29 protein-coding genes are annotated in these 24,640 nt (G+C 65.2%); 17 read left to right on the forward strand and 12 right to left on the reverse strand.

What is annotated here, in order from left to right; genetic code table 11:
- Positions 1 to 58: 58 nt before the first annotated feature.
- The 6 genes from fabD to C7I55_RS20510 all read left to right on the forward strand — a co-directional run bounded on the left by fabD (position 59) and on the right by C7I55_RS20510 (position 4,683).
- Positions 59 to 979, forward strand: coding sequence for an ACP S-malonyltransferase (gene fabD, locus C7I55_RS20485; RefSeq protein ID WP_106514875.1), 921 nt, complete (start codon positions 59 to 61; stop codon positions 977 to 979).
- A 2-nt stretch (positions 980 to 981) separates the two neighbouring features.
- A complete protein-coding gene (fabG, locus tag C7I55_RS20490) occupies positions 982 to 1,719 on the forward strand; it encodes a 3-oxoacyl-[acyl-carrier-protein] reductase (protein ID WP_106514876.1) in 738 nt (245 codons plus the stop codon).
- A gap of 95 nt (positions 1,720 to 1,814) precedes the next feature.
- A complete protein-coding gene (locus tag C7I55_RS20495; RefSeq protein WP_106514877.1) occupies positions 1,815 to 2,051 on the forward strand; it encodes an acyl carrier protein in 237 nt (78 codons plus the stop codon).
- A 103-nt stretch (positions 2,052 to 2,154) separates the two neighbouring features.
- Positions 2,155 to 3,414, forward strand: coding sequence for a beta-ketoacyl-ACP synthase II (gene fabF, locus C7I55_RS20500; protein ID WP_106514878.1), 1,260 nt, complete (start codon positions 2,155 to 2,157; stop codon positions 3,412 to 3,414).
- Positions 3,415 to 3,421: 7 nt separating this feature from the next.
- Positions 3,422 to 4,387, forward strand: coding sequence for an endolytic transglycosylase MltG (mltG, locus tag C7I55_RS20505; RefSeq protein ID WP_106514879.1), 966 nt, complete (start codon positions 3,422 to 3,424; stop codon positions 4,385 to 4,387).
- A gap of 107 nt (positions 4,388 to 4,494) precedes the next feature.
- Positions 4,495 to 4,683, forward strand: a complete 189-nt coding sequence (locus C7I55_RS20510) for a hypothetical protein (RefSeq protein ID WP_106514880.1) — start codon at positions 4,495 to 4,497, stop codon at positions 4,681 to 4,683.
- A 113-nt stretch (positions 4,684 to 4,796) separates the two neighbouring features.
- Here C7I55_RS20510 and msrA read toward each other — a convergent pair whose 3' ends face one another.
- A complete protein-coding gene (msrA, locus tag C7I55_RS20515; RefSeq protein WP_106514881.1) occupies positions 4,797 to 5,309 on the reverse strand; it encodes a peptide-methionine (S)-S-oxide reductase MsrA in 513 nt (170 codons plus the stop codon).
- Entirely contained in the window at positions 5,306 to 5,758 is a 453-nt protein-coding gene (msrB, locus tag C7I55_RS20520; protein ID WP_106514882.1) for a peptide-methionine (R)-S-oxide reductase MsrB, read from the reverse strand. The genes msrA and msrB overlap by 4 nt, the downstream gene beginning before the upstream one ends.
- A 114-nt stretch (positions 5,759 to 5,872) precedes the next feature.
- Here msrB and C7I55_RS20525 point away from each other — a divergent pair, with 114 nt between their 5' ends.
- Entirely contained in the window at positions 5,873 to 6,154 is a 282-nt protein-coding gene (locus C7I55_RS20525; RefSeq protein ID WP_106514883.1) for a hypothetical protein, read from the forward strand.
- 53 nt (positions 6,155 to 6,207) lie between these two features.
- Here the strand turns inward: C7I55_RS20525 and C7I55_RS20530 are convergent, their stop codons facing one another.
- The 3 genes from C7I55_RS20530 to C7I55_RS20540 all read right to left on the reverse strand — a co-directional run bounded on the left by C7I55_RS20530 (position 6,208) and on the right by C7I55_RS20540 (position 8,921).
- On the reverse strand, positions 6,208 to 7,140 hold the full coding sequence (locus tag C7I55_RS20530) for a C40 family peptidase (protein WP_158266518.1): 933 nt from the start codon (positions 7,138 to 7,140) through the stop codon (positions 6,208 to 6,210).
- The gene (locus C7I55_RS20535; protein ID WP_106514885.1) at positions 7,055 to 7,396 is read right to left on the reverse strand and encodes a MarR family transcriptional regulator; all 342 of its coding nucleotides are present in this window, start codon (positions 7,394 to 7,396) and stop codon (positions 7,055 to 7,057) included. The genes C7I55_RS20530 and C7I55_RS20535 overlap by 86 nt, the downstream gene beginning before the upstream one ends.
- 130 nt (positions 7,397 to 7,526) lie before the next feature.
- Positions 7,527 to 8,921 carry a leucyl aminopeptidase family protein gene (locus tag C7I55_RS20540; RefSeq protein ID WP_106514886.1) on the reverse strand — a complete coding sequence of 465 codons (1,395 nt, stop codon included), beginning with the start codon at positions 8,919 to 8,921 and terminating at the stop codon, positions 7,527 to 7,529.
- A gap of 159 nt (positions 8,922 to 9,080) precedes the next feature.
- Between C7I55_RS20540 and C7I55_RS20545 the strand changes: the two genes are divergently transcribed.
- Complete coding sequence (locus C7I55_RS20545; protein WP_106514887.1) at positions 9,081 to 9,536, forward strand: DUF2382 domain-containing protein; 456 nt, start codon at positions 9,081 to 9,083, stop codon at positions 9,534 to 9,536.
- Positions 9,536 to 10,156: a hypothetical protein gene (locus C7I55_RS20550; protein WP_106514888.1), complete on the forward strand. Its 621-nt coding sequence runs from the start codon at positions 9,536 to 9,538 to the stop codon at positions 10,154 to 10,156. Before C7I55_RS20545 ends, C7I55_RS20550 begins: the two co-directional genes overlap by 1 nt.
- Positions 10,157 to 10,249: 93 nt before the next feature.
- On the opposite strand, the gene C7I55_RS20555 is transcribed toward C7I55_RS20550, so the two are convergent.
- The 3 genes from C7I55_RS20555 to rimO all read right to left on the reverse strand — a co-directional run bounded on the left by C7I55_RS20555 (position 10,250) and on the right by rimO (position 14,191).
- A complete protein-coding gene (locus C7I55_RS20555; protein WP_106514889.1) occupies positions 10,250 to 11,155 on the reverse strand; it encodes a YsnF/AvaK domain-containing protein in 906 nt (301 codons plus the stop codon).
- Between the two features lie 264 nt (positions 11,156 to 11,419).
- Positions 11,420 to 12,823 (reverse strand): NAD-dependent succinate-semialdehyde dehydrogenase, encoded by a 1,404-nt coding sequence (locus C7I55_RS20560; protein ID WP_106514890.1) that lies wholly within the window; start codon positions 12,821 to 12,823, stop codon positions 11,420 to 11,422.
- Between the two features lie 36 nt (positions 12,824 to 12,859).
- Positions 12,860 to 14,191: a 30S ribosomal protein S12 methylthiotransferase RimO gene (gene rimO, locus C7I55_RS20565; protein WP_106514891.1), complete on the reverse strand. Its 1,332-nt coding sequence runs from the start codon at positions 14,189 to 14,191 to the stop codon at positions 12,860 to 12,862.
- 277 nt (positions 14,192 to 14,468) lie between these two features.
- On the opposite strand from rimO, the gene C7I55_RS20570 reads away from it, so the two are divergent.
- Positions 14,469 to 16,109: a ShlB/FhaC/HecB family hemolysin secretion/activation protein gene (locus C7I55_RS20570; protein ID WP_106514892.1), complete on the forward strand. Its 1,641-nt coding sequence runs from the start codon at positions 14,469 to 14,471 to the stop codon at positions 16,107 to 16,109.
- A gap of 28 nt (positions 16,110 to 16,137) precedes the next feature.
- On the opposite strand, the gene C7I55_RS20575 is transcribed toward C7I55_RS20570, so the two are convergent.
- The gene (locus C7I55_RS20575) at positions 16,138 to 17,172 is read right to left on the reverse strand and encodes a potassium channel family protein (RefSeq protein WP_106514893.1); all 1,035 of its coding nucleotides are present in this window, start codon (positions 17,170 to 17,172) and stop codon (positions 16,138 to 16,140) included.
- Complete coding sequence (surE, locus tag C7I55_RS20580) at positions 17,172 to 17,936, reverse strand: 5'/3'-nucleotidase SurE (protein WP_106514894.1); 765 nt, start codon at positions 17,934 to 17,936, stop codon at positions 17,172 to 17,174. The genes C7I55_RS20575 and surE overlap by 1 nt, the downstream gene beginning before the upstream one ends.
- 107 nt (positions 17,937 to 18,043) lie before the next feature.
- Between surE and C7I55_RS20585 the strand changes: the two genes are divergently transcribed.
- The 3 genes from C7I55_RS20585 (at position 18,044) to dksA (ending at position 20,481) form a co-directional block, all read left to right on the forward strand.
- Complete coding sequence (locus C7I55_RS20585; protein ID WP_106514895.1) at positions 18,044 to 18,487, forward strand: host attachment family protein; 444 nt, start codon at positions 18,044 to 18,046, stop codon at positions 18,485 to 18,487.
- A gap of 31 nt (positions 18,488 to 18,518) precedes the next feature.
- The gene (locus C7I55_RS28570) at positions 18,519 to 19,253 is read left to right on the forward strand and encodes a hypothetical protein (RefSeq protein WP_199192965.1); all 735 of its coding nucleotides are present in this window, start codon (positions 18,519 to 18,521) and stop codon (positions 19,251 to 19,253) included.
- A gap of 826 nt (positions 19,254 to 20,079) precedes the next feature.
- Positions 20,080 to 20,481: an RNA polymerase-binding protein DksA gene (gene dksA, locus C7I55_RS20595; RefSeq protein WP_233222333.1), complete on the forward strand. Its 402-nt coding sequence runs from the start codon at positions 20,080 to 20,082 to the stop codon at positions 20,479 to 20,481.
- A 368-nt stretch (positions 20,482 to 20,849) separates the two neighbouring features.
- Here the strand turns inward: dksA and C7I55_RS20600 are convergent, their stop codons facing one another.
- Positions 20,850 to 21,074, reverse strand: a complete 225-nt coding sequence (locus tag C7I55_RS20600) for a YdcH family protein (protein WP_332888435.1) — start codon at positions 21,072 to 21,074, stop codon at positions 20,850 to 20,852.
- Positions 21,075 to 21,166: 92 nt separating this feature from the next.
- Between C7I55_RS20600 and C7I55_RS20605 the strand changes: the two genes are divergently transcribed.
- From C7I55_RS20605 to C7I55_RS20620, 4 genes are all read left to right on the forward strand, one after another.
- Positions 21,167 to 21,373 (forward strand): YdcH family protein, encoded by a 207-nt coding sequence (locus C7I55_RS20605; protein ID WP_106514898.1) that lies wholly within the window; start codon positions 21,167 to 21,169, stop codon positions 21,371 to 21,373.
- A 90-nt stretch (positions 21,374 to 21,463) separates the two neighbouring features.
- The gene (locus tag C7I55_RS20610; RefSeq protein ID WP_106514899.1) at positions 21,464 to 21,925 is read left to right on the forward strand and encodes a DUF1465 family protein; all 462 of its coding nucleotides are present in this window, start codon (positions 21,464 to 21,466) and stop codon (positions 21,923 to 21,925) included.
- A gap of 164 nt (positions 21,926 to 22,089) precedes the next feature.
- A complete protein-coding gene (locus tag C7I55_RS20615; RefSeq protein ID WP_106514966.1) occupies positions 22,090 to 23,229 on the forward strand; it encodes an iron-containing alcohol dehydrogenase in 1,140 nt (379 codons plus the stop codon).
- On the forward strand, positions 23,226 to 23,675 hold the full coding sequence (locus C7I55_RS20620) for an acyl-CoA thioesterase (RefSeq protein WP_106514900.1): 450 nt from the start codon (positions 23,226 to 23,228) through the stop codon (positions 23,673 to 23,675). Before C7I55_RS20615 ends, C7I55_RS20620 begins: the two co-directional genes overlap by 4 nt.
- On the opposite strand, the gene C7I55_RS20625 is transcribed toward C7I55_RS20620, so the two are convergent.
- The gene (locus tag C7I55_RS20625; RefSeq protein WP_106514901.1) at positions 23,672 to 24,637 is read right to left on the reverse strand and encodes an NAD(P)H-dependent flavin oxidoreductase; all 966 of its coding nucleotides are present in this window, start codon (positions 24,635 to 24,637) and stop codon (positions 23,672 to 23,674) included. The two genes, C7I55_RS20620 and C7I55_RS20625, sit on opposite strands and share 4 nt — an antisense overlap.
- Between the last annotated feature and the right edge of the window lie 3 nt (positions 24,638 to 24,640).

The following is a 24,640-nucleotide window of genomic DNA, read 5'->3' on the forward strand; positions in this document are numbered from 1 at the left end:
CCTAGCAGCCGCGCCAACAGGAGGGTGGCCTAGCAGCCGCGCCGATAGGAGGGATAGCATGCGCGCATTCATTTTTCCGGGCCAGGGCAGCCAGGCCGTCGGAATGGGCAAGGCGCTCGCCGAGGCGAGCCATGTCGCCCGCGAGCTTTTCGAGGAGGTCGACGAGGCGCTCGGACAGAACCTCGCGCGGCTGATGGCCGAGGGGCCGATCGACGAGCTGACTCTTACCGAGAACGCCCAGCCGGCGATCATGGCCAATGCCGTGGCCACCCTGCGCGTCTCCGGCATCGATATCACCAAGGCGGATTTCGTCGCCGGCCACAGCCTTGGCGAATATTCGGCGCTTTGTGCGGCCCGATCGCTGGATCTCGCGACCACGGCGCGGCTGCTCAAGTTGCGCGGACAGGCGATGCAGGCGGCGGTCCCGGTGGGGGAGGGCGCGATGGCCGCCTTGCTCGGCGCGAGCCTCGACGTCGCTCAGGCGATCGCCGAGGCGGCCGCCGAGGGCGATGTCTGCACCGTGGCCAACGACAATGATCCGACGCAGGTGGTGATTTCCGGCCATCGCGGCGCCGTCGAGCGCGCCCTGCTGATCGCCAAGGACAAGGGTGCCAAGCGCGCCGTCCTGCTGCCGGTCTCCGCGCCGTTTCACTCGCCGCTGATGGAGCCGGCCGCGCGCGCGATGGAACAGGCGCTCGCCGGCGCCGATCTCGCCGATCCGGCGGTGCAGCTCTACGCCAACGTCATTGCCGCGCCGGTGTCCGACGCGGACGAGATCCGCCGGCTGCTGGTCGAGCAGGTCACCGGCATGGTGCGGTGGCGGGAGAGCGTCGCGGCGATGGCCGAGGCGGGAGTCAGCCACTTCGTCGAATTCGGGGGCAAGGTGCTCGGCCCGATGGTGAAGCGCATCGTGCCCGATGCGACTGTAACGAGCGTGGTGACGATGGATGACATCGATGCGCTGGTGAAGGAGATCTGAAAATGTTCGATTTGAACGGAATGAGCGCTCTGGTGACCGGAGCCTCCGGCGGCATCGGCTCGGCAATCGCGAGAGCGCTGGCGGAGCAGGGCGCCCGGATCGCGCTTTCCGGCACGCGCGAGGATGCGCTGCAGGCGGTCGCCGCCGAGATCGGCGGCGACGCGGTGATCCTGCCGGCCAACCTTTCGGATGCCGCCTCGGTTGACGGCCTGGTGCCGCGGGCGGTGGAGGCGCTCGGCAAACTCGATATCCTGATCAACAATGCCGGAGTCACCCGTGACAATCTGGCCATGCGGATGAAGGACGAGGAGTGGGCGGACGTCATCCGGATCAATCTGGAGGCCGGCTTTCGCCTGTCGCGCGCGGCGCTGAAACCGATGATGCGCGCCAGGTTCGGCAGGATCGTCTCGATCACCTCGGTCGTCGGTGCCACCGGCAATCCGGGCCAGGCCAATTATGCCGCTTCCAAGGCGGGGCTGGTCGGAATGTCGAAGGCGCTTGCCCAGGAGGTTGCAAGTCGCAACATCACTGTTAATTGCGTCGCGCCGGGCTTCATCCGCTCGGCGATGACCGATGCGCTGCCGGAGGCCCAGAAGGACAATCTGATGGGCAAGATTCCGGCGGGCCGGCTTGGCGAAGGGATCGACGTGGCTGCGGCCGTCGTCTACCTGGCGAGCCGCGAAGCCGCTTACGTGACGGGCCAGACCCTGCACGTGAACGGCGGCATGGCCATGCTGTAAGGCGTCCGGCCGCCAACCGTAACGTTAGGCCACTTGCCAGCGCCCTTTGGGAGCGGCTAGGGCATTCGCAAACAAATCCTAGGGAAGGGTAGAATATGAGCGAGACCGCCGACCGCGTGAAGAAGATCGTCGTCGAGCATCTTGGTGTCGAAGCCGAAAAGGTGACCGAAGATGCGAGCTTCATCGACGATCTGGGCGCCGACAGCCTCGACATCGTCGAGCTCGTCATGGCTTTCGAGGAAGAATTCGGAGTCGAGATTCCGGACGATGCCGCCGAGAAGATCACGACAGTCCGCGACGCGATCACCTACATCGACAGCAACAAGGCCTGAGCTTTCCGGCCTTGCATGGCCGGCGGTGCTCGAGCCGCTTTGACGAACGGCTCCCCGTCATCGCCGGGGGGCCGTTTGACTTTTTGATCCCGGGAGTTTCCTGATGCGCCGCGTAGTCGTCACTGGTCTTGGCATGGTGTCCCCGCTCGGGGCCGACGTCGAAACGAGCTGGAAGAACATTCTCGCTTCGAAGAGCGGGGCCACACGAATCACGCGGTTCGATCCGACCGATTATGCGTGTCAGATCGCCTGCGAGGTGAAGGCTCCCGATCACGAATGGGGCTTCGATCCGGCCAAGCGCATCGATCACAAGATCCAGCGCCAGGTCGATCCGTTCATCATCTATGGTCTCGATGCCGCCGGTCAGGCGCTCGAGGATGCCGGCCTCACCGACGCCAGCGAAGAAGAGCGTTACCGGATCGGCGTGTCGATCGGCTCCGGCATTGGCGGACTTCCCGGCATCGAGAAGGAATCTCTGGTTCTCGCCGAGAAGGGCCCCCGCCGGGTCAGCCCGCACTTCGTCCACGGCCGCCTGATCAACCTCATTTCTGGCCAGGTCTCGATCCGCTACGGGCTGATGGGTCCGAACCACGCAGTGGTCACCGCCTGCTCCACCGGCGCCCACTCGATCGGCGACGCGGCCCGGATGATCATCATGGACGATGCCGACGTCATGGTCGCCGGCGGCGCCGAGAGCGCGCTTTGTCCGCTCGGCATTGCCGGCTTCGCCCAGGCACGCGCCTTGTCCACCCAGTTCAACGATCAGCCCGAGCGGGCGTCCCGTCCCTACGACAAGGCGCGCGACGGCTTCGTCATGGGCGAGGGCGCCGGTGTGGTCGTGCTCGAGGAATATGAGCGGGCCAAGAAGCGCGGCGCCAAAATCTACGCCGAGTTGATCGGCTACGGCATGTCGGGCGACGCCTATCATGTCACAGCCCCGCACCCGGAAGGCGCCGGCGGCTATCGCGCGATGGAAGTCGCGATGAAGCGGTCGGGCCTCTCGCTGTCCGACATCGATTACATCAACGCCCACGGCACCTCGACGCCGATGGGCGACGAGCTCGAGCTCGGCGCGGTCCGCCGCCTGTTCGGCAACGCGATCGGCGATCTGTCGATGAGCTCGACCAAGTCCGCGATCGGCCATCTTCTCGGCGGCGCCGGCGCGGTCGAGGCGATTTTCTGCATCCTCGCGTTGCGCGATCAGATCGTCCCGCCGACGCTCAACCTCGAAGATCCGAGCGAAGGCACGGCCGGCGTCGATCTGGTGCCGCTCGTCGCCAAGGAGCGCAGCGTCAAGGCGGTGCTCAACAACAGCTTCGGGTTCGGCGGGACCAACGCCAGCCTGATCATGAAGGCGGTCTGACCCGCCGATGCGGAAGCTCCTCGTCCTTGGCCTGGTGGTCGGGGTCGCCATCCTCGCCGGGCTCTACTTCATCCAGGGATGGAATGCGGCGGGACCCGCCAGGCAGCCGGTGCCGGTGCTGATCGCGTCCGGCTCCAGCCTTGCTTCCGCGGCGGCACAGCTGGAGAAAGCGGGCGTGATCGGCTCGTCCCAGCGCTTCCTGCTCCAGGCGAAGCTGTTCGGCGGTACGGACCCCATCCAGGCCGGCGAGTTCGAGTTTCCGGCGCATGCCAGCCATTCCCAGGTGCTGCGCATGCTGCAAAACGGCAAGACCTTGCAGCGGATGGTCACCGTGCCCGAGGGGCTGCCGTCGGTGCTGGTTCACGATCGCCTTATGAAGGCACCGACGCTTACCGGTGAGATCGCGGTGCCGGAGGAGGGGACCGTGCTTCCGGACAGCTACAGCTATCAGCGGGGCGAGACGCGCGCCACCGTGCTGGCGCGGATGCAGCGGGCGATGGACAAGACGCTCGCCGAGTTGTGGCCGACGCGGAGCCCCGCAAGTGTGGTCAAGACGCCGCGCGAGGCGATTATCCTTGCCTCGATCGTCGAGAAGGAAACCGGCAAGGCTGCAGAGCGGCCAATGATCGCAGGGGTTTATTCCAATCGCGTACGGATCGGAATGAAGCTCGATGCCGATCCCACGGTCATCTATCCGATCACCAAGGGCCGCCCGCTCGGACGGCGAATCCTGCGGTCGGAGCTGCAGGCGAATAACGGCTACAATACTTATGCGATGGCCGGCCTGCCGGTCGGCCCGATCGCGAACCCCGGCAAGGAAGCGATCGCCGCGGTGCTAAGGCCAGCCGACACCAAGGCACTGTATTTCGTTGCCGATGGCACGGGCGGCCACGTGTTCGCCGACAGCTATGCCGATCATCAGGCGAACGTCCGCAAATGGTTCGCGATTCGCCGCGCCCGTGGGGAGATGTGATCGGCACGTCCCGAGCGCCCCTCCGTCCAGCGCGGTGCACCGGCTGCCGCTGAACCTAAGGGCGTTCCGGTCGTTGGCCGGCGACAATACGATCGAGGAGAGCCGTCATGGCCGATGAAGACGAAGAAGGCGTGACACTCGAGGAAATCCTCGTCGAGATCGTCGATGCCCAGCTCGAACTTGTTGAAGCGATTTCGACCGGCAAGCCGCTCGCCGACAGCGAAGCGCTGAAGGTTCGCCTGAACGACATTCGCGACCTGCTCGACAGCTATAACGGAGATGCCGACGACGACTGAACGGGTCGCAAAGGATTGATCCCGAGGCGGCCTGCCGAAGCGTTCCTCAATCGTAGGTCTTCGGCAGGCTCATACGGCCGCTCCGCCGGCTTTGGCCGGTCGCAACGGGGTCGTCAGGCGGCCGCTTCGGTTCGGCGCGGCAGGACCCAGCCAGGCCGGACGAAATGGCAGGTGTAGCCGTGGGGAAGCCGCTCCAGATAATCCTGGTGCTCGGGCTCCGCTTCCCAGAAATCGCCGGCGGGTGCGATCTCGGTCACCACCTTACCCGGCCACAAGCCGGAAGCGTCGACATCCGCGATCGTATCTTCGGCAACGGCCTTCTGCTCGGGGTCGGTGTAGAAGATGGCCGAGCGATAGCTCGCTCCGACGTCTCCGCCCTGCCTGTTGAGGGTGGTCGGATCGTGGATCTGGAAGAAGAATTCCAACAACTTGCGGTAGCTGGTTACGTCGGGATCGTAACGGATCTCGATGGCTTCCGCGTGGCTGCCGTGGTTGCGGTAGGTGGCGTTGGGTACGTCTCCGCCGCTATAACCGACCCGGGTGGCAACGACGCCCGGCAGCTTGCGGATCAGATCCTGCATGCCCCAGAAGCAGCCGCCGGCAAGGATCGCGCGCTGCTCGCTCATGCGACTTCCTCGACCTGATTGAGATAATCGCCATAGCCTTGCGCCACCATGTCGTCGCGGTGGACGAAGCGAAGCGACGCCGAGTTGATGCAGTAACGCAGGCCGCCGCGGTCGGTCGGACCGTCCGGAAAGACATGGCCGAGGTGGCTGTCACCATGCGCCGACCGAACCTCGGTACGGATCATGCCGTGAGTCGTATCGCGAAGCTCGTTGACGTGTGCCGGCTCGATCGGCTTGGTGAAGCTCGGCCAGCCGCAGCCGGATTCATATTTGTCCGAAGATGCGAACAAGGGCTCGCCGGACACGATGTCGACATAGATGCCGGCCTCCTTGTTATCGAGATACGCCCCCGTGCCCGGACGCTCGGTGCCGCTCTGCTGGGTGACCCGGAACTGCTCCGGTGTCAGCGCAGCGATCGCCTCGTCGGACTTGCCATAAGTGCGGGCCATTCGATCCTCCATTGTCTGCGGTTCCGCCAAAGGTGGTGATCTGCAGGCCATTGTCCAAGGTGTTGCGCTGCCTGCTACAGCGAGCGGGCGCCAAATGTCGCCATTGACGGCCGCATGCCGCGATGCTCTGGGTCTCCCGAAATCGGAGGTCAGAACGTGTCGCTCATTCCCTGGGATCAGCCCGCAACGCTCATCGATCTGGACGGCAAGGCGCCGATCATCGGCACCATTCGCGATTGCGCGATGCACTTCGCCTTGTTCAAGCCGTTCGCCCAGGCGCAAGCACGGGTTCTGCTGACCAAGCCGGTGGCGCGTGAAGGACGCAAGACACGCACCTGGATCCTCGAGCCCGACGAGATCGCGCAGCTCTCCGTCAGGCTGAAAGAAGAAGGCTGATCAGGCTTCGGACGGCGGGTGCCATCCTTGCAGATGCCGTCGTCCCGAGCGCCTCAAACTGACAGGCGGCGGCGTTCCAAGCCTTCGATGCTGCCTTCCGGCTTGGCGCAGCGGAACGGTTCGACAGCAACCTTCTTCGATTCGAGGCTGACCTGAATGGCCATCTGATCGTCGACCATCAGCCCGACATGCTCCTCGCAGAATAAAAGATCGCCGCGATGCAGAGGCGCATCGTCAGCAATAGCCTCGCCCAACACCCGCTGGAGAGACGCATCGCGTGGGACGTCGACGCCGCATAGCTGCAGCGCGAGCTGAACCAGGCCCGAGCAATCGATGCCGTGGACGGTCCGTCCGCCCTGCCGATACGGGGCTCCGAGCAGCCGCTGGGCGACAGCCGCAGGATCGTCTTCATGCTCATCGATCGGGCGCAGATAGGAGGTGGGCACGCACCCGGCCTCGATGTGCAGCATCGCGCCATGGACCTCGCCGTGGAGACGGCTCCCCATCGGCAGAGTGGCGAGCGGCGGCGAAAGCGGATCGCCGCAGGTCTGTATCGGAGCGGTCGGCTCGACCACGATGTGGGTCGGCACGAGCGGATCGGCCAGTTCGATCGCTTCCACATAGCCGACACGGTGATCGAGCAGGGAATAGCCCCAAGCCCATCCAGCGGTCAGATCAAGGACCGCGAACTTCTCGCCCGGCAACAGCTCGGAGACGGCGTCTGCCGTGTCGGAAGGTTCGGATCGTACCGGGGTCGGCAGCAGGCCGCAATCGCGGATCAGCGGCTGCGCATAATGCGGTGCGAACAACTGCCCGGCGAGCGCGACGTCGGCAATGTCCTTGCGCCACGCATGGACACGGGGATCGAGGACAATCGAAGGACCGTCGAGCGAGAAGCGATCAGTGCTGAAGGAGGATCCCGCGTTCCTTGGGCGCGCGGCGTCCGGCCCCTTCCTGCTGCTCGATATTGCGTTCGAAGCGCTCAAGAAATTCCTGCCCTATGCTGGTCTTGGCGACGAACACGTTGCGGCGGTCCGCCTCGTCGCGCACGCGCCGCAGATAGCCGAGCGTGCCCAGAGTATTCAAGGCGCGCGTGATGACCGGTTTGGACACGCCCAGCGTCTGGGCGAGCCCACGGACCGTGTGCGGTCCGGGCGTCATGTAGACAATCATCAGGAGCGCCATCTGGCGATTGGTAAGATCCGGCTGACCCGACCGAACATATCCGATCAGGGTCTGCATCCAAGACTTGAGGCCGCGCTCTGACACTTGCTTTTCTCCGATTTCGAGACGCGTCTGTTTCGGACGTACAACCAGTCAAATCGCCTTTCGTTTCGTACCTCATTGAGAATTCGATGCAAAAATTCCGACTCTACTCTTGGCTCGGGTAGCGGCGGGAGAGCAGAGTCCATGCCGCGCGCAGCCCCAGTGCCTCGCCTCCCTTGGGGCGACCGGGCGTGGAAGAGGACCGCCAGGCGAAGGTATCGAGATGTGCCCAGGCGACGTCCGCCGGCACGAACCGGCGCAGGAACAGGGCGGCGGTGACGGCCCCGGCCATCGGTGCGTCCGAGACATTGCCGAGGTCGGCGATGTCGGAGGCGAGCATCTCGTCATAGCCGTCCCAGAGCGGCATCCGCCACAAGGGGTCGCCGGAGTCCGTTCCCCCGGCGAGCAGATCGGCGGCGAGCCTGTCGTCATTGGCGAACAAGGCCGGCAGATCTGGCCCCAGCGCGACTCGCGCGGCGCCGGTCAGCGTGGCGAAATCGAGAATGAGTTCGGGGCTGCTTTCGCCGGCCCTGGTGAGCGCGTCGCCGAGGATCAGCCGCCCTTCGGCATCCGTATTGCCGATTTCCACTGTAAGCCCCTTCCGGCTCTTCAGGATGTCGCCCGGACGGAAGGCTGCGCCGGAAACTGAATTCTCGACGGTCGGAACGAGGATGTGGAGCCGTACGGGAAGACGGCGCTTCATGATCAGCCGCGCGAGGCCGAGCACGTGCGCCGCGCCGCCCATGTCCTTCTTCATCAGCCGCATGCCGCTGGACGGCTTGATATCGAGCCCACCCGTGTCGAAGCACACGCCCTTGCCGACCAGGGCCACGCGGGGTGCCGCGGGATTGCCCCACTCGATTTCGATCAATCGCGGCGCCCGGTCCTGCGTTGCCCCCTGTCCCACGCCGGCGATCATCGGATAGCCCTCGGCGAGCGCGCGCCCGGCGGTAACGGAGATCTCGGCGCCACATTCGGCGGCGAGGCTGCGTGCTGCCGCTTCGATGTCTGCTGGGCCGAGGTCGCCTGCGGGGGTGTTGACGAGGTCACGGACGAGGGCGGTCGCCTCGGCGAGTTGAACCATCTCGTCGATCCGTGCCGGATCGGCGCTCAGCAACACGCGGGGCCCCCTAGGAGCCTTAGGCGCCTTGTACCGATCGAAGCTGTAGTGCGCGAGCAGCCAGCCCAGCGCCGCTGCGTCTGGATCCCCGCTGTGCAGGCGGTAACGTCCCTCGGGCAGTGTTTCGGCCGCCTTGGCCAAACACCAGGGACCCAGCGCCTCCGCCTTGCCGACGCCGACGGCCGCCGCCCACTCTCCGCCATCTCCGGCGAGAATGGCGATCTGCCTGGCCTCACCGCGGAAACCCTGCGCCTGTGCGGTCTGCCGGATCCGCTCCGGCTGGTTCGTCAGCCAGTCGTCGAAGCCGGCGCGATCGACGAGGTAGAGGAGGGTGGCGGGTTCGCCCTTGTCGGCGACGAGCAGCGGCTGGAAATCGGTCATGCGCCTCGCTCTATTCATTTGATGCCGTGAGCAAAAGGGCTCCGGTCGCTGCTGTTCGAACATGCGTGACGTCATGACGTCACCGGGCTGGAGTCAGTCTCCCGGAACGGCGGCTGCCGGCCTTCGTTTCTCAGAGCCTCCCAGTAGACAGGACTTAGTGTGACCAACGAACAGGACAGGTACCGGCCTACCGGTGCAAGCGGCCGATCAGCCAATATCGGGTCAGGACGGGTGATCGAGGAACAGATCATCCCACTGGTCGAGGAGAGCCTCGCCATCGAGCGGCGAACCGTTGAAACGGGCACAGTGCGTGTCAGGACGGTGCTTCAGACTCGCGAGGAGGTGGCGCGCGCCGACATTTATCGTCAGGCCGTGTCGATCGAGCACGTGCCGATCAATCGGGAGATCAGCGAGGTTCCGGAGCCGTGGGAGGACGGCGAAGTTCTCGTCATCCCGGTCGTCGAGGAGGTCCTGGTCGTCGAGAAAAGGTTGATGCTGCGAGAGGAGATCCGCGTCACCAGGGCACGGCAGGTGGACAAGGTGGAGCAGCCTGTCGCGTTGCGGTCGATGGAGGCGGTGGTCGAGCGGCAATCCCGTGCCGGAGCGAAGGTCTGATGCGCACCGTCCGTGCAGTTTTCAAACGCAGCGCCGACGGCAAAGCGGCGCGTGATCGCCTGATCGCCACCGGCATTCCCCCGCAGCGGGTGAGTGTCGTCGGAGGGTCGAGCGCGGGAGCCTCCGTTCCCGCCTCAAGAGCGTTGGAGCGCAGCCCCTGGGGCAATATGCGCGACATGCTGTTTGGCGAGGAGCGCCCGGCGACGGGGGCGCCTGCGGATCACGGCTCGGTTCTGACGGCGAGCGTCGAGGACGAGATGCTGGAGGGCGTCATCGCACTGCTGTCCAAATCCGGCCGCGTCGACTTCGCCGAGGATCCGGAGGAGGACCTGCAGGATGCCGATCGCGGCACCAACCTGGTCGCGATCCCCTCACTCCACGATCGCGTTCGGCTCTCAAGCTACCGGGCTGCCTGGAATGGCTGCGACGTGACCGCCGTCGACGATGCTTTGTTCGGCGAGCGTTCGTTCGAGTTCGTCGAGACACAGGACGAGGTTGCGATCGTCAGGGATGCTCGTATCCGCGAAGAGGTGATCATTCGTCGGTCGGTGGTGGAACGCATCCGGCCGATCGACGGTATGACTAGATCCACCCATGCTGATGTTGAGACGGCGTCTTAACAAGGTGAGATTATAGTTTTACCACAGGATCTTACGATAGGATCTTGAGGATGAAAGGGCGGCCGACCGGCCGCCCTCTTCTTGCGTCGGCGCTCAGAGGGTCCCGCGATCCAGCTTCGACCCGTAGCTCGCACCTTCGCGTTCGCGGCGAAGCTCGTCGTCGTCGCGGCTCCGGGCGCCATCGTTCTGACGGTCCGAGAAGCCGCCGAATGCCGAACGTTCATCGGCACCGCGACCCGTATCCACGTCCACTTCGGTGTGGCGAACAGTTTCGTCGACGCTCTCGCTATGCTCTTCGGCGGTCTTTTTGAGCACGAGCTCCTCGCGGACTCGCGCTTGCTTGTCGATCACGGCCTCTTCCGCATGCTCGGTCATCTCGACCGTGCGCTCGCGGAGCAGATCGGAATCGCGGTCCAGTTCGCCGCGGGCGAGGGGCTGGTCGACCGCTCTGCGCTCCACGCTGACATGCTCCTCGCGCAGACTGACCTGCTCGTGCACCGGGGTCTCGCGAACATAGGATCGCACCCGGGCTCCGCCGCGCGTTACTTCGCGCTTGCCGATTCGCAGCTCCTCCTCGACGAGCGGGATATGCTCTTCCTCGACCGTCGACCCGCGCGCGGAGTCGGCACCTATTGCCGCTTCGCTGGAGCCGCCCCACCCTTGGCTGCGCCATTGGTCCTGGCGCTCGTCGAAGTCGACGCTGGCGGTCTCGTCCAGAAGGGCGATTGCGCGATCCGCTTCGGCTTCATCGACTTCGGCACATAGCAGGTAGCCGCCGCGTCGCAGCCCTTCTTCATAGGCATGCCCGTCCTCGTCCGGCATGAAAGCGGACTTGATCGAAGACCAGAGGCCGCGTTCCTGGCCGCCCGATTCGTTGCCCACGTGACTTTGATCGATGATCCTGACGCGGTCGGCGTCGACAGAGGCGGTGGAGAGGCGGCTGCGGGCCTGTTGCGCATCGCTGCGATTGTCGAAGAAGGCGGTGACTGTACGCGACATCTGAATACTCCTAACCCGTTGGCTCTGCTTGCCGCACCGCAGCCCCCATTCTAAGGGCAAACACTGGATCCACACACTATCACTCTGAGAACGAACAGTTCTCAGTCGATAAGGGCGAGGTCTGTGCTGTGGTCCGGTCAAGCGAAGAGCGCCCGGCGACGCCAGCCGTTCCGCATCTTCGGACAGGTTCTCGGTTCTTTGCCATCCAAGCGACTGGCTCATGCGACGAGCCGACTCAGCCGGCCACGGTTCACCGGCGCGAAGTCAGTCGAGTGCGTTCGTCAGCTGCCCCAGTGGTGCGCCGGCGACGTGGAGGACCGATTTGAGGTTCATGAACTCGTGCATGCCGAACGGCCCGAGCTCGCGGCCATAGCCGGAGCGTTTGATCCCGCCGAACGGCGCTTCCGGGGCAGAGGCGAGCATCTGGTTGACCGCCGTCATCCCGGCCTCGACCTCTCGGACGAAGCGTTGCTGCTCGGTCGGATCGTTGGTCCACACCGAGGAGCCCAGGCCGAACGGGATGTCGTTGGCGATGCGGATCGCCTCATCGATGTCGCCGGCCCGGAACACCATCGCGATCGGCCCGAAGATCTCCTCGTGTTTCAAAGGGCTGTCGAGCGGCACGTCGGTCAGGATCCCGGCCGAGAGATAGGCGCCCGGCCCGTCGAGCGTCTCTCCGCCGACCAGCAAGGTGGCGCCGAGCGATTTTGCCTGCTTGAGCTGCTGCAGCACCGTGTCGCGCTGTTCGAAGCTGGACAGGGGCCCCATGTCGCTGCCCTTGTCGAAGGGATCCCCGGCCCTGACCGCCTTCATGCCGGCGGTGAACCGATCCATGAACGCATCGTAGATTTCGGCGTGGACGATCATCCGCTTGGCGCAGATGCAGGATTGGCCGCTATTCTGGACTCGTGCCTTGACCGCCTGTCGTGCGGCTTCATCGAGGTCGGCCGAGGGCATGACGATGAACGGATCGGAGCCGCCAAGCTCCAGCACCAGCTTCTTCAGCGCCCGACCGGCAGCCTCGGCGACCGAAGCGCCGGCGCCCTCGCTGCCGGTCAAAGTAACCGCTGCAATCCGGTCATCCGCAATGATTTCAGCGACTCTAGAGGACTTTACGGCGAGGTTCTGAAACAATCCCTCAGGTGCGCCGGCCTCCGTCACCATCTCTTCGAGTAGCGTGGCGACGCCCTGCACAATGCTGGCATGCTTCAGCAGGCCGACGTTGCCGGCCATGATCGCCGGCGAGATGAACCGCACCGCCTGCCAGAAGGGGAAGTTCCAGGGCATGATCGCGAGCACGGGCCCGATCGGCAGCCAGTGGAGCTCTGCGGTGCCGCCGCCGCCCAGTGCCTGGCGCCGCGGCGCCAGCATGGCCGGTCCGTCTTTGGCGTAGAGCCGGAAAGCGGCGGTGCATTTGTCGATCTCGGCAAGCGCGCTGTCGAAGGTCTTGCCCATTTCCAGCGTGGCCATGCGGGCGAGCCGTTCGCGATTGGCTTCATAGGCGTCGCCGATCCGGGCGAGCAGGGCGGTGCGTTCCTCGAGCGAGGTCGCGCGCCAGTGCCGATAGGCCGAAGCGGCCGTGGCGAGCTTGGCCTCGAGTGCGTCGGCGTCGAGTTCGGAGTAGGTGGCAATCTCTTCGCCGGTGGCCGGGTTGACGCTTCTGAACATGGTCTCTCCTTGTTCGGCTCCCCGGCGCGGCCCGAGTCAGCCGACGGGCACGCCGAAGAGATCGTGTTCGTCGGCATCCTCGACGAGGACGCGGAGGATGTCGCCTTGCTTCGCGTCGGCTGCGTCGCGCAGATGGACCTCGCCGTCAATCTCCGGCGCGTCTGCCTTGGAGCGTCCGGAGGCACCACCTTCACCATCGGCGACATCGATAATGACGTCGATCTGGCGGCCGACCTTGGCCTGCAGCTTGGCGGCGGATATGCGCGCGGTGGTCTCCATCAGCCGGGCGTAGCGCTCTTCCTTCACCTCTTCCGGAACGACCCCGGGTAGGGAATTGGCCGCGGCGCCGGTCACCGGCTCGAACCGGAATGCGCCGACGCGGTCGAGTTGCGCTTCCTCAAGCCATTGCAGAAGATAGTCGAAATCGGCCTCCGTTTCGCCCGGGAAGCCGACGACGAAGGACGAGCGGATCGCAATATCCGGGCAGATCTCGCGCCAGCGGTGGATGCGCTCGAGGACCTTGGCTTCATTCGCCGGGCGCTTCATCGCCTTCAGCACCGACGGCGCGGCATGCTGGAAAGGGATATCGAGATAGGGGGTGACCAGCCCTTCCGCCATCAGCGGAATGACCTGATCGACGTGCGGATACGGGTAGACGTAATGGAGGCGGATCCAGGCACCAAGCGTGCCGAGCTCGCGGGCAAGATCAGTCATGTGGGCACGAACCTCGCCGCCCTTCCACGGCCAGGTGGCGTGCCGCAGGTCGACTCCATAAGCCGACGTGTCCTGGCTGATCACCAGCAACTCGCGCGTGCCGGCGGCAACCAGCTTCTCGGCTTCGCGGAGGATCGCATCGGGCCGGCGGCTGACCAGGTCGCCGCGGATCGACGGGATGATGCAGAAGCTGCAGCGATGATTGCAGCCTTCCGAGATCTTCAGATAGGAATAATGGCGCGGAGTGAGCTTGAGCCCGCTCTCCGGCACCAGGTTGAGATAGGCGGACGGCGGCATCGGCGCTGCGACGTGGACGGCGCCGACAACGCTTTCATATTGGTGCGGGCCCGTGATCGCGAGCACCTCCGGAAACCTGTTCCGGATGACCTCGGCCTCGTTGCCCATGCAGCCGGTAACGATCACGCGGCCATTCTCGGCGATCGCTTCTCCGATCGCCGCGAGGCTCTCTTCCTTGGCGGAGTCGAGGAAACCGCACGTGTTAACGAGGACGACGTCGGCCTCTTCATAGTCCGACGAGAGCGAATAGCCGTCGGAGCGCAGCTTGGTGAGGATTCGCTCGGAATCGACCAGCGCCTTCGGACAGCCGAGCGAAACCATGCCGATCTTCGGCGCGGAGGGAAGCGTGAGTGTCATGGATGCGCGCCAGATAGGCGCCCAATGGGGCTTTTTCTAGGCGTGCTCGGGGTTTTGTGAGCGACAGACGCGCGTCGATGGGGCGTGGCGCGCCTCGCTTATGGCCGATTCTACCAGCTGCGCGGCGAATTCCCTCCGTTTCGGCCGCCTCTTTGCCCTCCGGTTTACGCCTTCGCTGGGCCGCGGTTCAAACCCGCTGACGCTAAACGGTTTTTTCAGCTTCTGCCGCTAGAGCCCGCTGTGGAGAAGGTGGCAGCCGGTGGGAATCGCGAGTCAGATGTCGAGAATGATCGTGCTCGGGTGTGCCCTGTGCGCCGTGTCCGCGCGTGCAGAGCAAGGCCCCGTCGATCGTGCCGATCCCGCGGTGGTCCGCGAGGAACTTCGCAGGGACGTGCCCCCGCCTAGTTCCGGGCAGTCGGTGCTGCAGACGCCGGTTACCGCACAACCGAGCGGTTCCGGGCACCGCCCGATCGTCGCCGGCGCAATCCTGATCGTCGGTGCCGAAGCACTGCCGCAATCGGCCTTCGGTGCCGTGGTCGAGAATTATGCCGGTCGCACGCTCGATGCCGAGGCGCTGCGCGCGCTTGCAGGCGAAGTCGCTGCCGTTGCGCGGAAGGCGGGTTACGGCCTCGCCACCGCGTGGATCCCGGAACAGACGGTCGAGAATGGAATGCTTCGCGTTCGGATCGACGAAGGTCGCATCGATGAAATCGAGGTCAAAGGCGATGCGGCATCTGCGGTGCGCCCGCGTCTCGTGCCGCTCGCCCAGGGAAGGCCGGTGCAAACGGCTGCGCTGGAACGCCAGCTGCTTCTGGCCGAGGATCTTGCCGGCGTGCGCCTCGGCAAGACCAGGCTGGAGCGCCGCAACGGCCGCAACGTTCTGGTCGTGCCGACCTTCCGCGACCGGGTGATCGGCCGTGCGGGCCTGGACAATTGGGGCAGTGCGACCGCCGGGCCCGTCCAGGCGCGAGTCAGCATGGAGGCGAGCGCCATCCTTGCTGCCGACGACGGTCTCTACCTGGAAGTCGCAGGCACGCCGTTCCAGCCACGTGAATTCGCAATGGTCGCCGGCCGCTACACCGCGGCGCTGGGCGTGGCGGGCACGGAGCTTTCGCTGGGCGGCTATGTCGCTTTGAGTGAGGCCGGCGCCGATCTTCGCGAATACGATCTCGATGGCCGCAGCAACGAGATCGAGATGGAGATCCGACATCCGCTGGTGCGCAGCCGTGCGGGCGGAGCCTGGCTCTCGATCGGTGCGCGCCTGCGTGATTCCGAGCAGACGTTGCGCAACGTGCTGATCCGTGACGATCGGCTGGCGCTTCTCGGCGGCAGCCTCTTTGCCTATCATCGGCTCGGCGCGGGCCGCATTCGGGGCCGCGCCATGCTGACCCAGGGCATCGATGCGTTCGGCGCCAACCGGGCAGGCGACCGGCTCTCGTCGCGCTTTGACGCCAGGGGGCGTTTCACCAAAATCGCCTTGTGGACCGATATCGAGCAGCGTTTGGGCAGCGAGTTCAGCATCTACGCGCAGGCGGAGGGGCAGTTCGCCAGCCGGCCCTTGCTGTCCTCCGAGGAAATGGGCCTTGGCGGACGTCGGTTCGGTCGCGCCTGGAATTATCGCGAATTTGCCGGAGATCGCGGCGTGGCCGGCTCGGTGGAGGTGCGCCGCGACTGGAAGCGTCCGCTTCCGGTCGTCGAATATGCGCAGCTTTACGCCTATGCCGACGCCGGCAGGGTCCACAATTATCGCTCCGGCTTCGGCAGCGGGTCTCTGGCCTCGGCAGGCGGTGGTGTGCGGCTGTGGCTTAAGCACCAGCTTCGCGCCAGCGTCGAGCTCGGGGTACCGCTCACTGATGGATTCGTCGCGTCGGCCAATGAATCGCCGCGCCTGTCGTTCACTCTGGACGTGACCTTCTGATGATCGCTCCGTCTCGGGATCCGCAGGCTCAATCGGCGGCTTCGGCCCGCGCGGTCGGCAGGATCTCGACGATGCAGTCCCCCGGCTGCAGGGCGCCGGCTTCCGGTTCCCAAAAACCGTAGGGTTTGCCGTCTCTGTACACACGCACGCCCAAGCCGCGTGCCAGGGCAGAGAGAGGCTTGCCGCATTCCTCATCCGTGACCACGCGTTCGGCCAGTTGCACCATGCCGCTGCTGGAGGCGAGGTCGGCAATATAGTCGGAAAGGTGGGCGCCTTCGGTCGATCCGGCGAGCAGGAGGCCAGCGAAGCTGACCGGGTTGATCACTGTCGTCGCACCGGCCTGCCGGGCGAGCAATTCGTTATCCTCGTTGCGGACGACGATGCTGATCGGAATGTTCGGCGCGAGGTGGCGTGCGGTGAGGGTGATCAGGATCGAGGTGTCGTCGCGGCCCGCGGAGACGATCACCGCCCGCGCCTGGTCGATTCGCACCGCCTGGAGCGATTTGTCGCGGGTCGCGTCCGCCTCGGCCGTGAAGCAGCCGAGGGAGGCGGCGCGTTCGAGCGAGTCGGCGGTCGCATCGACGACCACGATCTCGTCGGGACGGGTGCCCCGGGCGATAAGTTCGTCGACCGCCTCGGAGCCGCTGGTCCCGAACCCGGCGACGATGACGTGGTCACACAATTCCTTGCGAAGCTTTTCCATGCGCCATCTTTCCCAGGTGCGCCGAAGCACGAACATATACGCTGTCCCGATGAAGATCAGGACGAAGAACAGGCGTATCGGAGTCACCACCAGCGCGTCGAACATCCGCGCCTCGTTGGTCACCGGGACGATGTCGCCATAGCCGGTGGTGGTGATGCTGATCATCGTGAAGTAGATCACGTCGACGAAGCTGACATGGCCGTCGGCCGTGTCCTTGAGGCCGTCCCGCTCGAACCAGTGAACGGCAAGGGTGAGGCCCAACAGGCCGAGGACGAGGCCGACGCGCCAGCCGAGCTGCGCCCAAACCGGCAGACGGCTCCGCCGTCGCAGCGTGACCTCGTCGGGACGGCGCACCGCCATCAGGCGTAAACGGCCGCCAGACGCTCGAGCGATGGCTCGTGGGTCAGATCGAGGTGGAGCGGCGTCACGGAGACATAACCATCGGCGATCGCCTCGAGATCCGTCTGGTGCCCGGGTGTCTCGACGGTCGGCCCGAGTCCGAACCAGAAATAGTCGTAGCCGCGCGGATCTGTGCGCTGCACGATCTGCAAGCGACCATAGTCGCGAATGCCCTGGCGGACGAGGCGGATCCCCTTGACCTCGGCCGGAGGCAGAGCCGGGAAGTTGATGTTGACCAGGGTCTTCGGGGCGAGCGGCTCCGCCAGCAGCGGCGCCAGCGCGCGCGCGGCCCAGGCTTCTGCGGCGGCGAACGGCACCGTGTCGCCCATCCCCTCCCGGGCATAGCATTGCGAGAGAGCGATCGCGGGTATGCCGGCGAGTGCGCCTTCCATGGCCGCCGAGACGGTGCCGGAATAGGTGCAGTCCTCGCCCAGATTGGCGCCGCGGTTTACGCCCGACAGGATCAGGTCAGGCGGCGTGTCTTTCATGATGTGGGCGATCGCCATCATCACGCTGTCGGTCGGCGTGCCGGAAACGCAGAAGCGGCGTTCGCCGAGCTTGCGCAGCCGGATCGGGCGGGAGAGGGTGAGAGAGTGGCCTGCGCCGGATTGCTCCTCGGTCGGAGCGACGATCCAGATGTCGTCGGAGATTTGCCGCGCAATGCGCTCAAGAACCTTGAGACCGCCTGCGTTCACGCCGTCGTCGTTGGTGAGCAGGATCCGCATGTCCGGCCTATGCGGCGCGGCGAGGGGAGACGCAAGGCGGGCGACCGGCCGAAACCATCGGTGCAAGTGCGGCGTTCACAGGATCAAGAACCAAAAAGGAGATTGCGATGCAGGTTCCGCACAATACGTTCGTGGTCGTCGCCGATGGCAAGAAGATGCTCTTCTTTCGCAACGAGGGCGATTCCGAATATCCCAAGCTCGAAGTCGAGCGGAAGCGCGAGCAGGAGGATGCGGCCGATCGCGACCAGAAGACCGACGGGCCGGGCCGCACCTTCGATTCCTCCGGGGGCGCCGGCCGAAGCGCCTATGAGGAGGTGGATTTTCACCAACTCGCCGAAGACCGCTTCGCTCAGGAAACCGCAGAGCTGCTGAAGACCCGGGCGCTCAGCAACGATTTCGAATCGCTGATCATCGTCGCGCCGCCGCGCACATTGGGTGAGCTGCGGAAATATTACCATAAAGAGGTCGAGAAGAGGCTGACCGGCGAGATCGCCAAGGATCTGACCGGTCATCCGGTTCCGGAGATCGAGAAGATCCTTCAAGCCGCGTAAAGGCCGGCAGGGTAATGGAAAAGGCCGCGTCGTGGGACGCGGCCTTTTTGATGCCCGGCTGTCGGTCCCTCTGCGGCCGCGCCGCGGGCCGGATGCTCAGACTTCCCCGTCGTCCTGCTTCCCGGCGAACCGGCGTCGCGCGACCAGCGCAGCCGCGGCCGCGCCGAAGAGGAGCACCATCGGCGGCGCCGGCACGTCGGTGCCGCCGGTGGAGGTCGAGGTGCTGCCGCTCGACGTAGACGTCGAACTGGACGTCGACGACGACGTCGATGAGGAAGTCGAGCTCGAGGTCGACGAACTGGTCGACGTCGATCCCGACGTAGTGCTGGTGGTGCTGATCCCGCCGAAGCTGCTCGACGAGGAGGTCGTCGACACGTTGCCGCTCGACGACGTCGTCGACACCGTACCCGACGAGGTGGAGGAGGTGCTGGAGACACCGCTCGATGTCGAGACGTTGCCGGTGGAGGTCGAGACGCCGCTGGAGGTCGACACGCCGCTCGAGGTCGAGACGTTGCCGGTCGAGGTGGAAACGTTGCCGGTGGACGTCGAGATCTGGCCGGACGAGGTCGACGTGCTGGTCGAGGCAGTGAAGATGGCGTTGCCGCTCGATCCGCCGAAGAATCCGCCGCTGAAGAAGCCACCGCCGAATCCGCCCCCGAACCCGCCGCTGCTTCCCCCGACGATGATCGGCGTGCCGCCACCGCCGCCGACAAAACCTTCGCTCGGCGGAAGCGGCGGGAGCGGCAAAGGTGCCATTCCCGGATAGGTCGTCGTACGCGTGGTCACCGTCTGTGCCGGCTGCCGCACGACGCAGGCGGTGCGGGCGATCTTGCGGACCCGCTTGGTCCGCACCTTCGCCGTCGGGCGAACTTTGCTGACCTTGGGAGCCCGCGCGCTCGCCTTCGCCATCTTGACCAGAACCGGCCGTGACGGCGGATTCTCCGCAACGTGCACGGCACCGCCGCCGATGATCGCGCCGCCGCAGGTGCAGGCGCAGAGTTTAGCCAAGGCCATTCGAACCGACATAAGACGTACCCTGTTCAAGGCTTCGAAACCGCCCCGGATAGTCTTTGCCAAGCATCCGGTTTCGTTTCTCGCTATTCACGACAGATGCAAAGGAATCCTTTCCACGCAAGCGCGTTAACCATGAAGATGCCCCGAAATGCCCTGGATTGGCCCCGAAGAAGAACTTCCGTACCATTAGGGGACAGAGTATAGGGTCCAGTGAACGGCGGCCGCGCGGCGACCGGGTCTGCGGAAGGGTTAATGCCCGGATTGCGCGATCCGATTCGCAGCGATTCGGCTCCGTTCCAACGGGCTGCGGGAAACACGTTTGACCCGTCTGCTGCGGCAAATATGTCACGCCTAATCCTCTCTGCGCGCTGCCTTTTTTGGCCCTTTTTGAGTGACTTGTACTCCACCTTTGGGCGGCGTATAGGCGCGCTGGGGACAGGTTCCGGAACTCCCGGACGACTCGGGAGCGGAACCTACGGAATTGCGTGTTCGCGAATGGGCGAAGGCGTGGGATCGGAGGGGTTATGGCGACGGCGTTAAGTGGGGTTTACGACCAAGGCTATATCGGCATCGCGGGAATGGAAGGCTATAAGCCGACCGCGAACGAAGAGTTCATGAATGCAGAGCAGCTTGCTTACTTCAGGCAGAAACTGCTCACCTGGAAGGACGAGATCCTTCGCGAATCCGAAGGCACGATGGAGCAGCTGAAAAGCGGCCCGATGCGGGAAGCGGACCTTACCGATCGCGCGTCGAGCGAGACCGATTGGGGAATCGAGCTTCGGACGCGCGATCGGCAGCGCAAGCTGATCTCCAAGATCGAATCGGCGCTGCGGCGGATCGAAACTGGTGAATATGGCTATTGCGAAGTCACCGGCGAACCGATCGCGATCGCGCGTCTCGAAGCGCGGCCGATCGCGACGATGACGGTCGAGGCGCAAGAGCGCCACGAACGTCAGGAGCGGATCTCGCGCGACGATTGAACTGAAGAGGCCGGGGCAACGCTCCGGCCTTTCCATTTCCGGCGTTGGCGCGGAAAGCATCCCGGCGGGTGAACATCGGCCGGGCTGATGCAGGCGTGTGTCGCCGCTCAGGGGCCAAACCGACGAATTCGGTGCTGACGGAAGTTGGCGGCTGAGCGGTGTCGGCTGCATTCGTCGCGGATACGCGCGCGATGGCGGGTGCGCCTTCTCGGTGCGGACGTCGTGCTGTTGCATCCTGTCAGGCGAGGGACCTCACCTCGTCCGGACCAGCAAGGATAGATTCACCGGTATCGGATCCGGAGGCATCGGTGCGCCTGGCGGAGCCGGACAAATCCGGCTCCGGGGTCGTCATCTGGGGAGGCCGGATCTCAGTGGAGGCCGGCGATCGCCTCCTTGACGCGTAGCTTCTCCTTCTTCAGGCGCGCGAGGGCCGCCTCATCCGGGCGTGGCCGTTGGGATTCTTCGGTGATACGGGCCTCGATATCGGCATGTTTGTTTTGAAGTGCCGAGATATGCGCCTGTTGCATCCTCATCTCCGTTGCTGAGTTGGACGAACGATAAAACACCCAAGCGGCCAGCTTGTCTCCCATCATGGGACCGCCGCCATCATATATACGACAGTCCGTTGATCGATTATCAAGGGGGCCGATGCGATAGTAGCGCGTGAGGAGGCGGTTCGAAGGCGATGTTGGAAGGCGGGGAGATCGGCGTCGCATCGCAATTGGTGCGCCTCAGGATGGAGCACAGGGATCTGGATTCGGCAATCGAGGCGCTGCGCGCCATGCCGGCGCCCGATCAACTGCAGCTCGCGCGGCTCAAGAAGCGCAAGCTGCGCCTCAAGGACGAAATCTCGATGCTCGAGGACATGCTGATCCCGGACATCATCGCTTGAGCCGTCCTCCACCGGCGAATCGCACGGTGCCGCTGCAATTTACCCTCTTTATGCGTTCCGGTACGGAGCAGGGTGTGGCAGCGTAGGAACATGGCCCAGGATGATGGACGAATTCAGCTTACACCGAAGCTGATCGGATCGCTCTATACGGAAGCGATGGTGCTCGCCGACGAGGCACGTTCCTATTTCGACCGCCAGGGGCGGGACGAGCGGGACGCTCTCGATCCGATTCTCAGGGTCGGCTTTTCGTGCGAGTCGCTCAAGGTGACGACACGGCTGATGCACATCATCGCCTGGCTGCTCACCCAGCGCGCGGTCGAAGCAGGAGAGCTCAGCGCGCTGCAGGCACGCCGTCCGGCGCGCCGCCTCGGCGAAGCGCCCGAGAGCGACGAAGCGGTGCTCGAACGGTTGCCCGACTCGGCCCGTGCCCTGATCGACGCCAGCCGCGACCTCTATGCCCGGGTCCAGCGCCTCGACGACGTAGCTCCTGAAGGCGATCCGCAGGCAAGCCCGGCGCGCAGCCTGCTTAGCCGACTGGAGCGCTCCCTCTAGCGTCTGTACACCGATGCGGCTGCGGGTGCTTCTCATGCTCAGGTCGGCATAGTTTCCCAGCAACGCGCCTGAGCGAAAGGGGCGTCGCACTCTCTTCGAGACTGGACCAAGGCGCCTGCGCGAGACGATTTCGTCGGCATCGCTCTTCGATTAAGGGTATGCGCATGAGCGCTTACGAATTCTTCTATGGCCCACGGCTGATTGCCGGGGTCGATGCCGCCGACCGGCTTGGCGAATTGCTGCCGGCGGGGCCGTCGCTGTTCGTCACCGACGCGCAATTGCGCGCCCTTGGCCTTGCCGATGCGGCGCTGGCGGCGCTCAGCGCAGCGGGCGTCGAGCCGCGGATCTTCGATGCTGTGGAGGCGGATCCCTCGCGCGAGACGCTTATGGCTGCAGTCGCCGCAGGGGAGGGGTGCGCGTCGGTCGTCGGCTTTGGCGGTGGCAGCCCGATGGATGTTGCCAAGCTCGCCGCCTATCTGCTCGGCACCGGCGAGGATCTCGACACTTTGTGGGGCGTCGGCAACGCAACCGGCAGGCGGCTGCCGCTGGCGCTGGTGCCGACCACCGCCGGAACCGGATCGGAAGCGACGCCGGTCAGCATCATCACTGTCGGCGGGGCCGAGAAGAAGGGCGTTTCGAGCGCAGCTTTGGTCGCCGACTGGGCGGTGCTCGATGCTGCGCTGACCACCGGTCTGCCCCGGAGCGTCACCGCCGCGACCGGGATCGACGCCATGGTGCACGCGATCGAGGCCTATACGTCGAAGCGGCTCAAGAACCCGATGTCGGATCTTATGGCCCGCGAGGCCTTGCGGCTGCTCGTCGGCAATATCGAGCGGGCCTGCGACTTCCCGTCCGACCTTGCGGCGCGCGGGGCGATGCTGCTCGGCGCTCACCTCGCCGGAGTCGCCTTCGCCAATGCGCCGGTCGGTGGAGTCCATGCCCTCGCTTACCCGCTTGGCGGGCACTTTCATGTCCCGCACGGCGTCTCCAACGCGTTGATGCTCACCCATGTGCTCGGCCACAATCTGCACGCAGCGATGCCGCTGTACGCTGAACTCGGCACCTTGCTCGATCCGGAAATGGGGCGGATGGGAATGCAGGCCCAGGCGCAGGGCTTCGTCGAGCGCATGGGCGCGATCTGCCGGCGCTCCGGAGTCGCGCTTCGGCTGTCGGAGGTCGGGGTCGCCGCTGCCGATCTCGATCTTCTCGCCAGCGAGGCGATGAAGCAGGAGCGGCTGCTGGTGAACAACCCGTGCCCGATCGCCGAAGCCGACGCCCGTCGCCTTTACGAGGCGGCCCTATGAGCCGCGAGCCTCTGCAGAGCAGGGACTATTACCGCGCCTGGCGCGAGATCGGTACGCGCTGGGCCGACAACGATGCTTACGGTCACGTCAACAACACCGTTTATTATCAATGGTTCGACACGGCGGTGAACGCCTGGCTGATCGAGCATGGCCTGCTCGACGTCGCCGCCGGCGATCCGATCGGCCTGGTCGTCGAGACCGGCTGCCGGTACGCGCGTTCGCTTGTCTATCCAGAGCCCGTCGAGATCGGACTCGCAGTCGACCACGTCGGCACGTCTAGCGTGCGCTACCGGATCGGCGTGTTCGGCAAGGGTGCGGCCGAGCCCAGCGCGGAGGGCTATTTCGTCCACGTCTACGTCAGCCGCGCGGAGCGGCGCCCGGTCAAGGTGCCGGAGAGGTGGCGCGCTGCGTTCGAGTCGATCTCCGCACCGGTGGAGGGGCGCTAAAGCGCCGCCTTCTGCCGTAGCGCCGCCTTCGCCGCCTCGTATTCCTTGCCAAGCTCGGCGATGAATGCGCCGGCGGGCTGTACCCGGTCGATCGCGCCGATGCCCTGGCCCGATCCCCAGATGTCGCGCCAGGCCTTCTTGGCGCTCTCCCCGCCGAAGTTCATCGTCTTGAGATCGCCTTCAGGCAGATTGGCGGGATCGAGACCGGAGGCCTCGATCGAGCGCTTCAGATAATTGCCGTGCACGCCGGTGAAGAAGTTGGAATAGACGATGTCGTTCGCACGTCCCTCAACGATCCCGTCCTTGTAACCGGCCTCCGCATTGGCTTCCTCGGTGGCGATGAACGGCGAGCCGATATAGGCGATATCCGCCCCCATTGCCTGGGCGGCAAGGATCGAGCGGCCGTTGGCGATCGCACCGGACAGTGCGATCGGCCCCTCGAACCAGTCGCGGATCTCCTGGACAAGAGCGAATGGCGACAGGGTGCCGGCGTGGCCGCCGGCACCGGCCGCGACCGCGATGATGCCGTCGGCGCCTTTCTCCACCGCCTTGCGGGCGAAGCGATCGTTGATCACGTCGTGCAGGGTGATGCCGCCCCAGCCGTGTACCGCCTGGTTGAGCTCGGGAATGGCGCCGAGCGAGGTGATCACGATCGGCACGCGCCACTTGGCGCAGGTCGCCATGTCCTGCTCCAGGCGATCGTTCGAGCGATGGACGATCTGGTTGACCGCGAACGGCGCCGCCGGCCGATCGGGATTGTCGCGATCCCAGGCGGCGAGCTCCTCGGTGATCCGGTGCAGCCATTCGTCGAGCACGGCCTGCGGCCGCGCGTTCAGCGCCGGGAAGGAGCCGACGATCCCCGCCTTGCACTGGGCGATCACCAGATCCGGCGTGGACACGATGAACAGGGGCGCGCCGATGACCGGCAGGCGCAGCTTCGCAAAGATCGGAGGGAGGCTCATCGC

Origin of the sequence: Allosphingosinicella deserti, from assembly GCF_003012735.1 — a bacterium.
GTDB classification, from domain to species: domain Bacteria; phylum Pseudomonadota; class Alphaproteobacteria; order Sphingomonadales; family Sphingomonadaceae; genus Allosphingosinicella; species Allosphingosinicella deserti.

Coding starts and splice junctions, on each gene's coding strand:
- fabD (WP_106514875.1), top strand. CDS start 59: ATGCGCGCATTCATTTTTCCGGGCCAGGGCAGCCAGGCCGTCGGAATG.
- fabG (WP_106514876.1), top strand. CDS start 982: ATGTTCGATTTGAACGGAATGAGCGCTCTGGTGACCGGAGCCTCCGGC.
- C7I55_RS20495 (WP_106514877.1), top strand. CDS start 1,815: ATGAGCGAGACCGCCGACCGCGTGAAGAAGATCGTCGTCGAGCATCTT.
- fabF (WP_106514878.1), top strand. CDS start 2,155: ATGCGCCGCGTAGTCGTCACTGGTCTTGGCATGGTGTCCCCGCTCGGG.
- mltG (WP_106514879.1), top strand. CDS start 3,422: ATGCGGAAGCTCCTCGTCCTTGGCCTGGTGGTCGGGGTCGCCATCCTC.
- C7I55_RS20510 (WP_106514880.1), top strand. CDS start 4,495: ATGGCCGATGAAGACGAAGAAGGCGTGACACTCGAGGAAATCCTCGTC.
- msrA (WP_106514881.1), bottom strand. CDS start 5,309: ATGAGCGAGCAGCGCGCGATCCTTGCCGGCGGCTGCTTCTGGGGCATG.
- msrB (WP_106514882.1), bottom strand. CDS start 5,758: ATGGCCCGCACTTATGGCAAGTCCGACGAGGCGATCGCTGCGCTGACA.
- C7I55_RS20525 (WP_106514883.1), top strand. CDS start 5,873: ATGCCGCGATGCTCTGGGTCTCCCGAAATCGGAGGTCAGAACGTGTCG.
- C7I55_RS20535 (WP_106514885.1), bottom strand. CDS start 7,396: ATGCAGACCCTGATCGGATATGTTCGGTCGGGTCAGCCGGATCTTACC.
- C7I55_RS20540 (WP_106514886.1), bottom strand. CDS start 8,921: ATGACCGATTTCCAGCCGCTGCTCGTCGCCGACAAGGGCGAACCCGCC.
- C7I55_RS20550 (WP_106514888.1), top strand. CDS start 9,536: ATGCGCACCGTCCGTGCAGTTTTCAAACGCAGCGCCGACGGCAAAGCG.
- C7I55_RS20555 (WP_106514889.1), bottom strand. CDS start 11,155: ATGTCGCGTACAGTCACCGCCTTCTTCGACAATCGCAGCGATGCGCAA.
- C7I55_RS20560 (WP_106514890.1), bottom strand. CDS start 12,823: ATGTTCAGAAGCGTCAACCCGGCCACCGGCGAAGAGATTGCCACCTAC.
- rimO (WP_106514891.1), bottom strand. CDS start 14,191: ATGACACTCACGCTTCCCTCCGCGCCGAAGATCGGCATGGTTTCGCTC.
- C7I55_RS20570 (WP_106514892.1), top strand. CDS start 14,469: ATGTCGAGAATGATCGTGCTCGGGTGTGCCCTGTGCGCCGTGTCCGCG.
- C7I55_RS20575 (WP_106514893.1), bottom strand. CDS start 17,172: ATGGCGGTGCGCCGTCCCGACGAGGTCACGCTGCGACGGCGGAGCCGT.
- surE (WP_106514894.1), bottom strand. CDS start 17,936: ATGCGGATCCTGCTCACCAACGACGACGGCGTGAACGCAGGCGGTCTC.
- C7I55_RS20585 (WP_106514895.1), top strand. CDS start 18,044: ATGCAGGTTCCGCACAATACGTTCGTGGTCGTCGCCGATGGCAAGAAG.
- dksA (WP_233222333.1), top strand. CDS start 20,080: ATGGAAGGCTATAAGCCGACCGCGAACGAAGAGTTCATGAATGCAGAG.
- C7I55_RS20600 (WP_332888435.1), bottom strand. CDS start 21,074: ATGATGGGAGACAAGCTGGCCGCTTGGGTGTTTTATCGTTCGTCCAAC.
- C7I55_RS20605 (WP_106514898.1), top strand. CDS start 21,167: ATGTTGGAAGGCGGGGAGATCGGCGTCGCATCGCAATTGGTGCGCCTC.
- C7I55_RS20610 (WP_106514899.1), top strand. CDS start 21,464: ATGGCCCAGGATGATGGACGAATTCAGCTTACACCGAAGCTGATCGGA.
- C7I55_RS20615 (WP_106514966.1), top strand. CDS start 22,090: ATGAGCGCTTACGAATTCTTCTATGGCCCACGGCTGATTGCCGGGGTC.
- C7I55_RS20620 (WP_106514900.1), top strand. CDS start 23,226: ATGAGCCGCGAGCCTCTGCAGAGCAGGGACTATTACCGCGCCTGGCGC.
- C7I55_RS20625 (WP_106514901.1), bottom strand. CDS start 24,637: ATGAGCCTCCCTCCGATCTTTGCGAAGCTGCGCCTGCCGGTCATCGGC.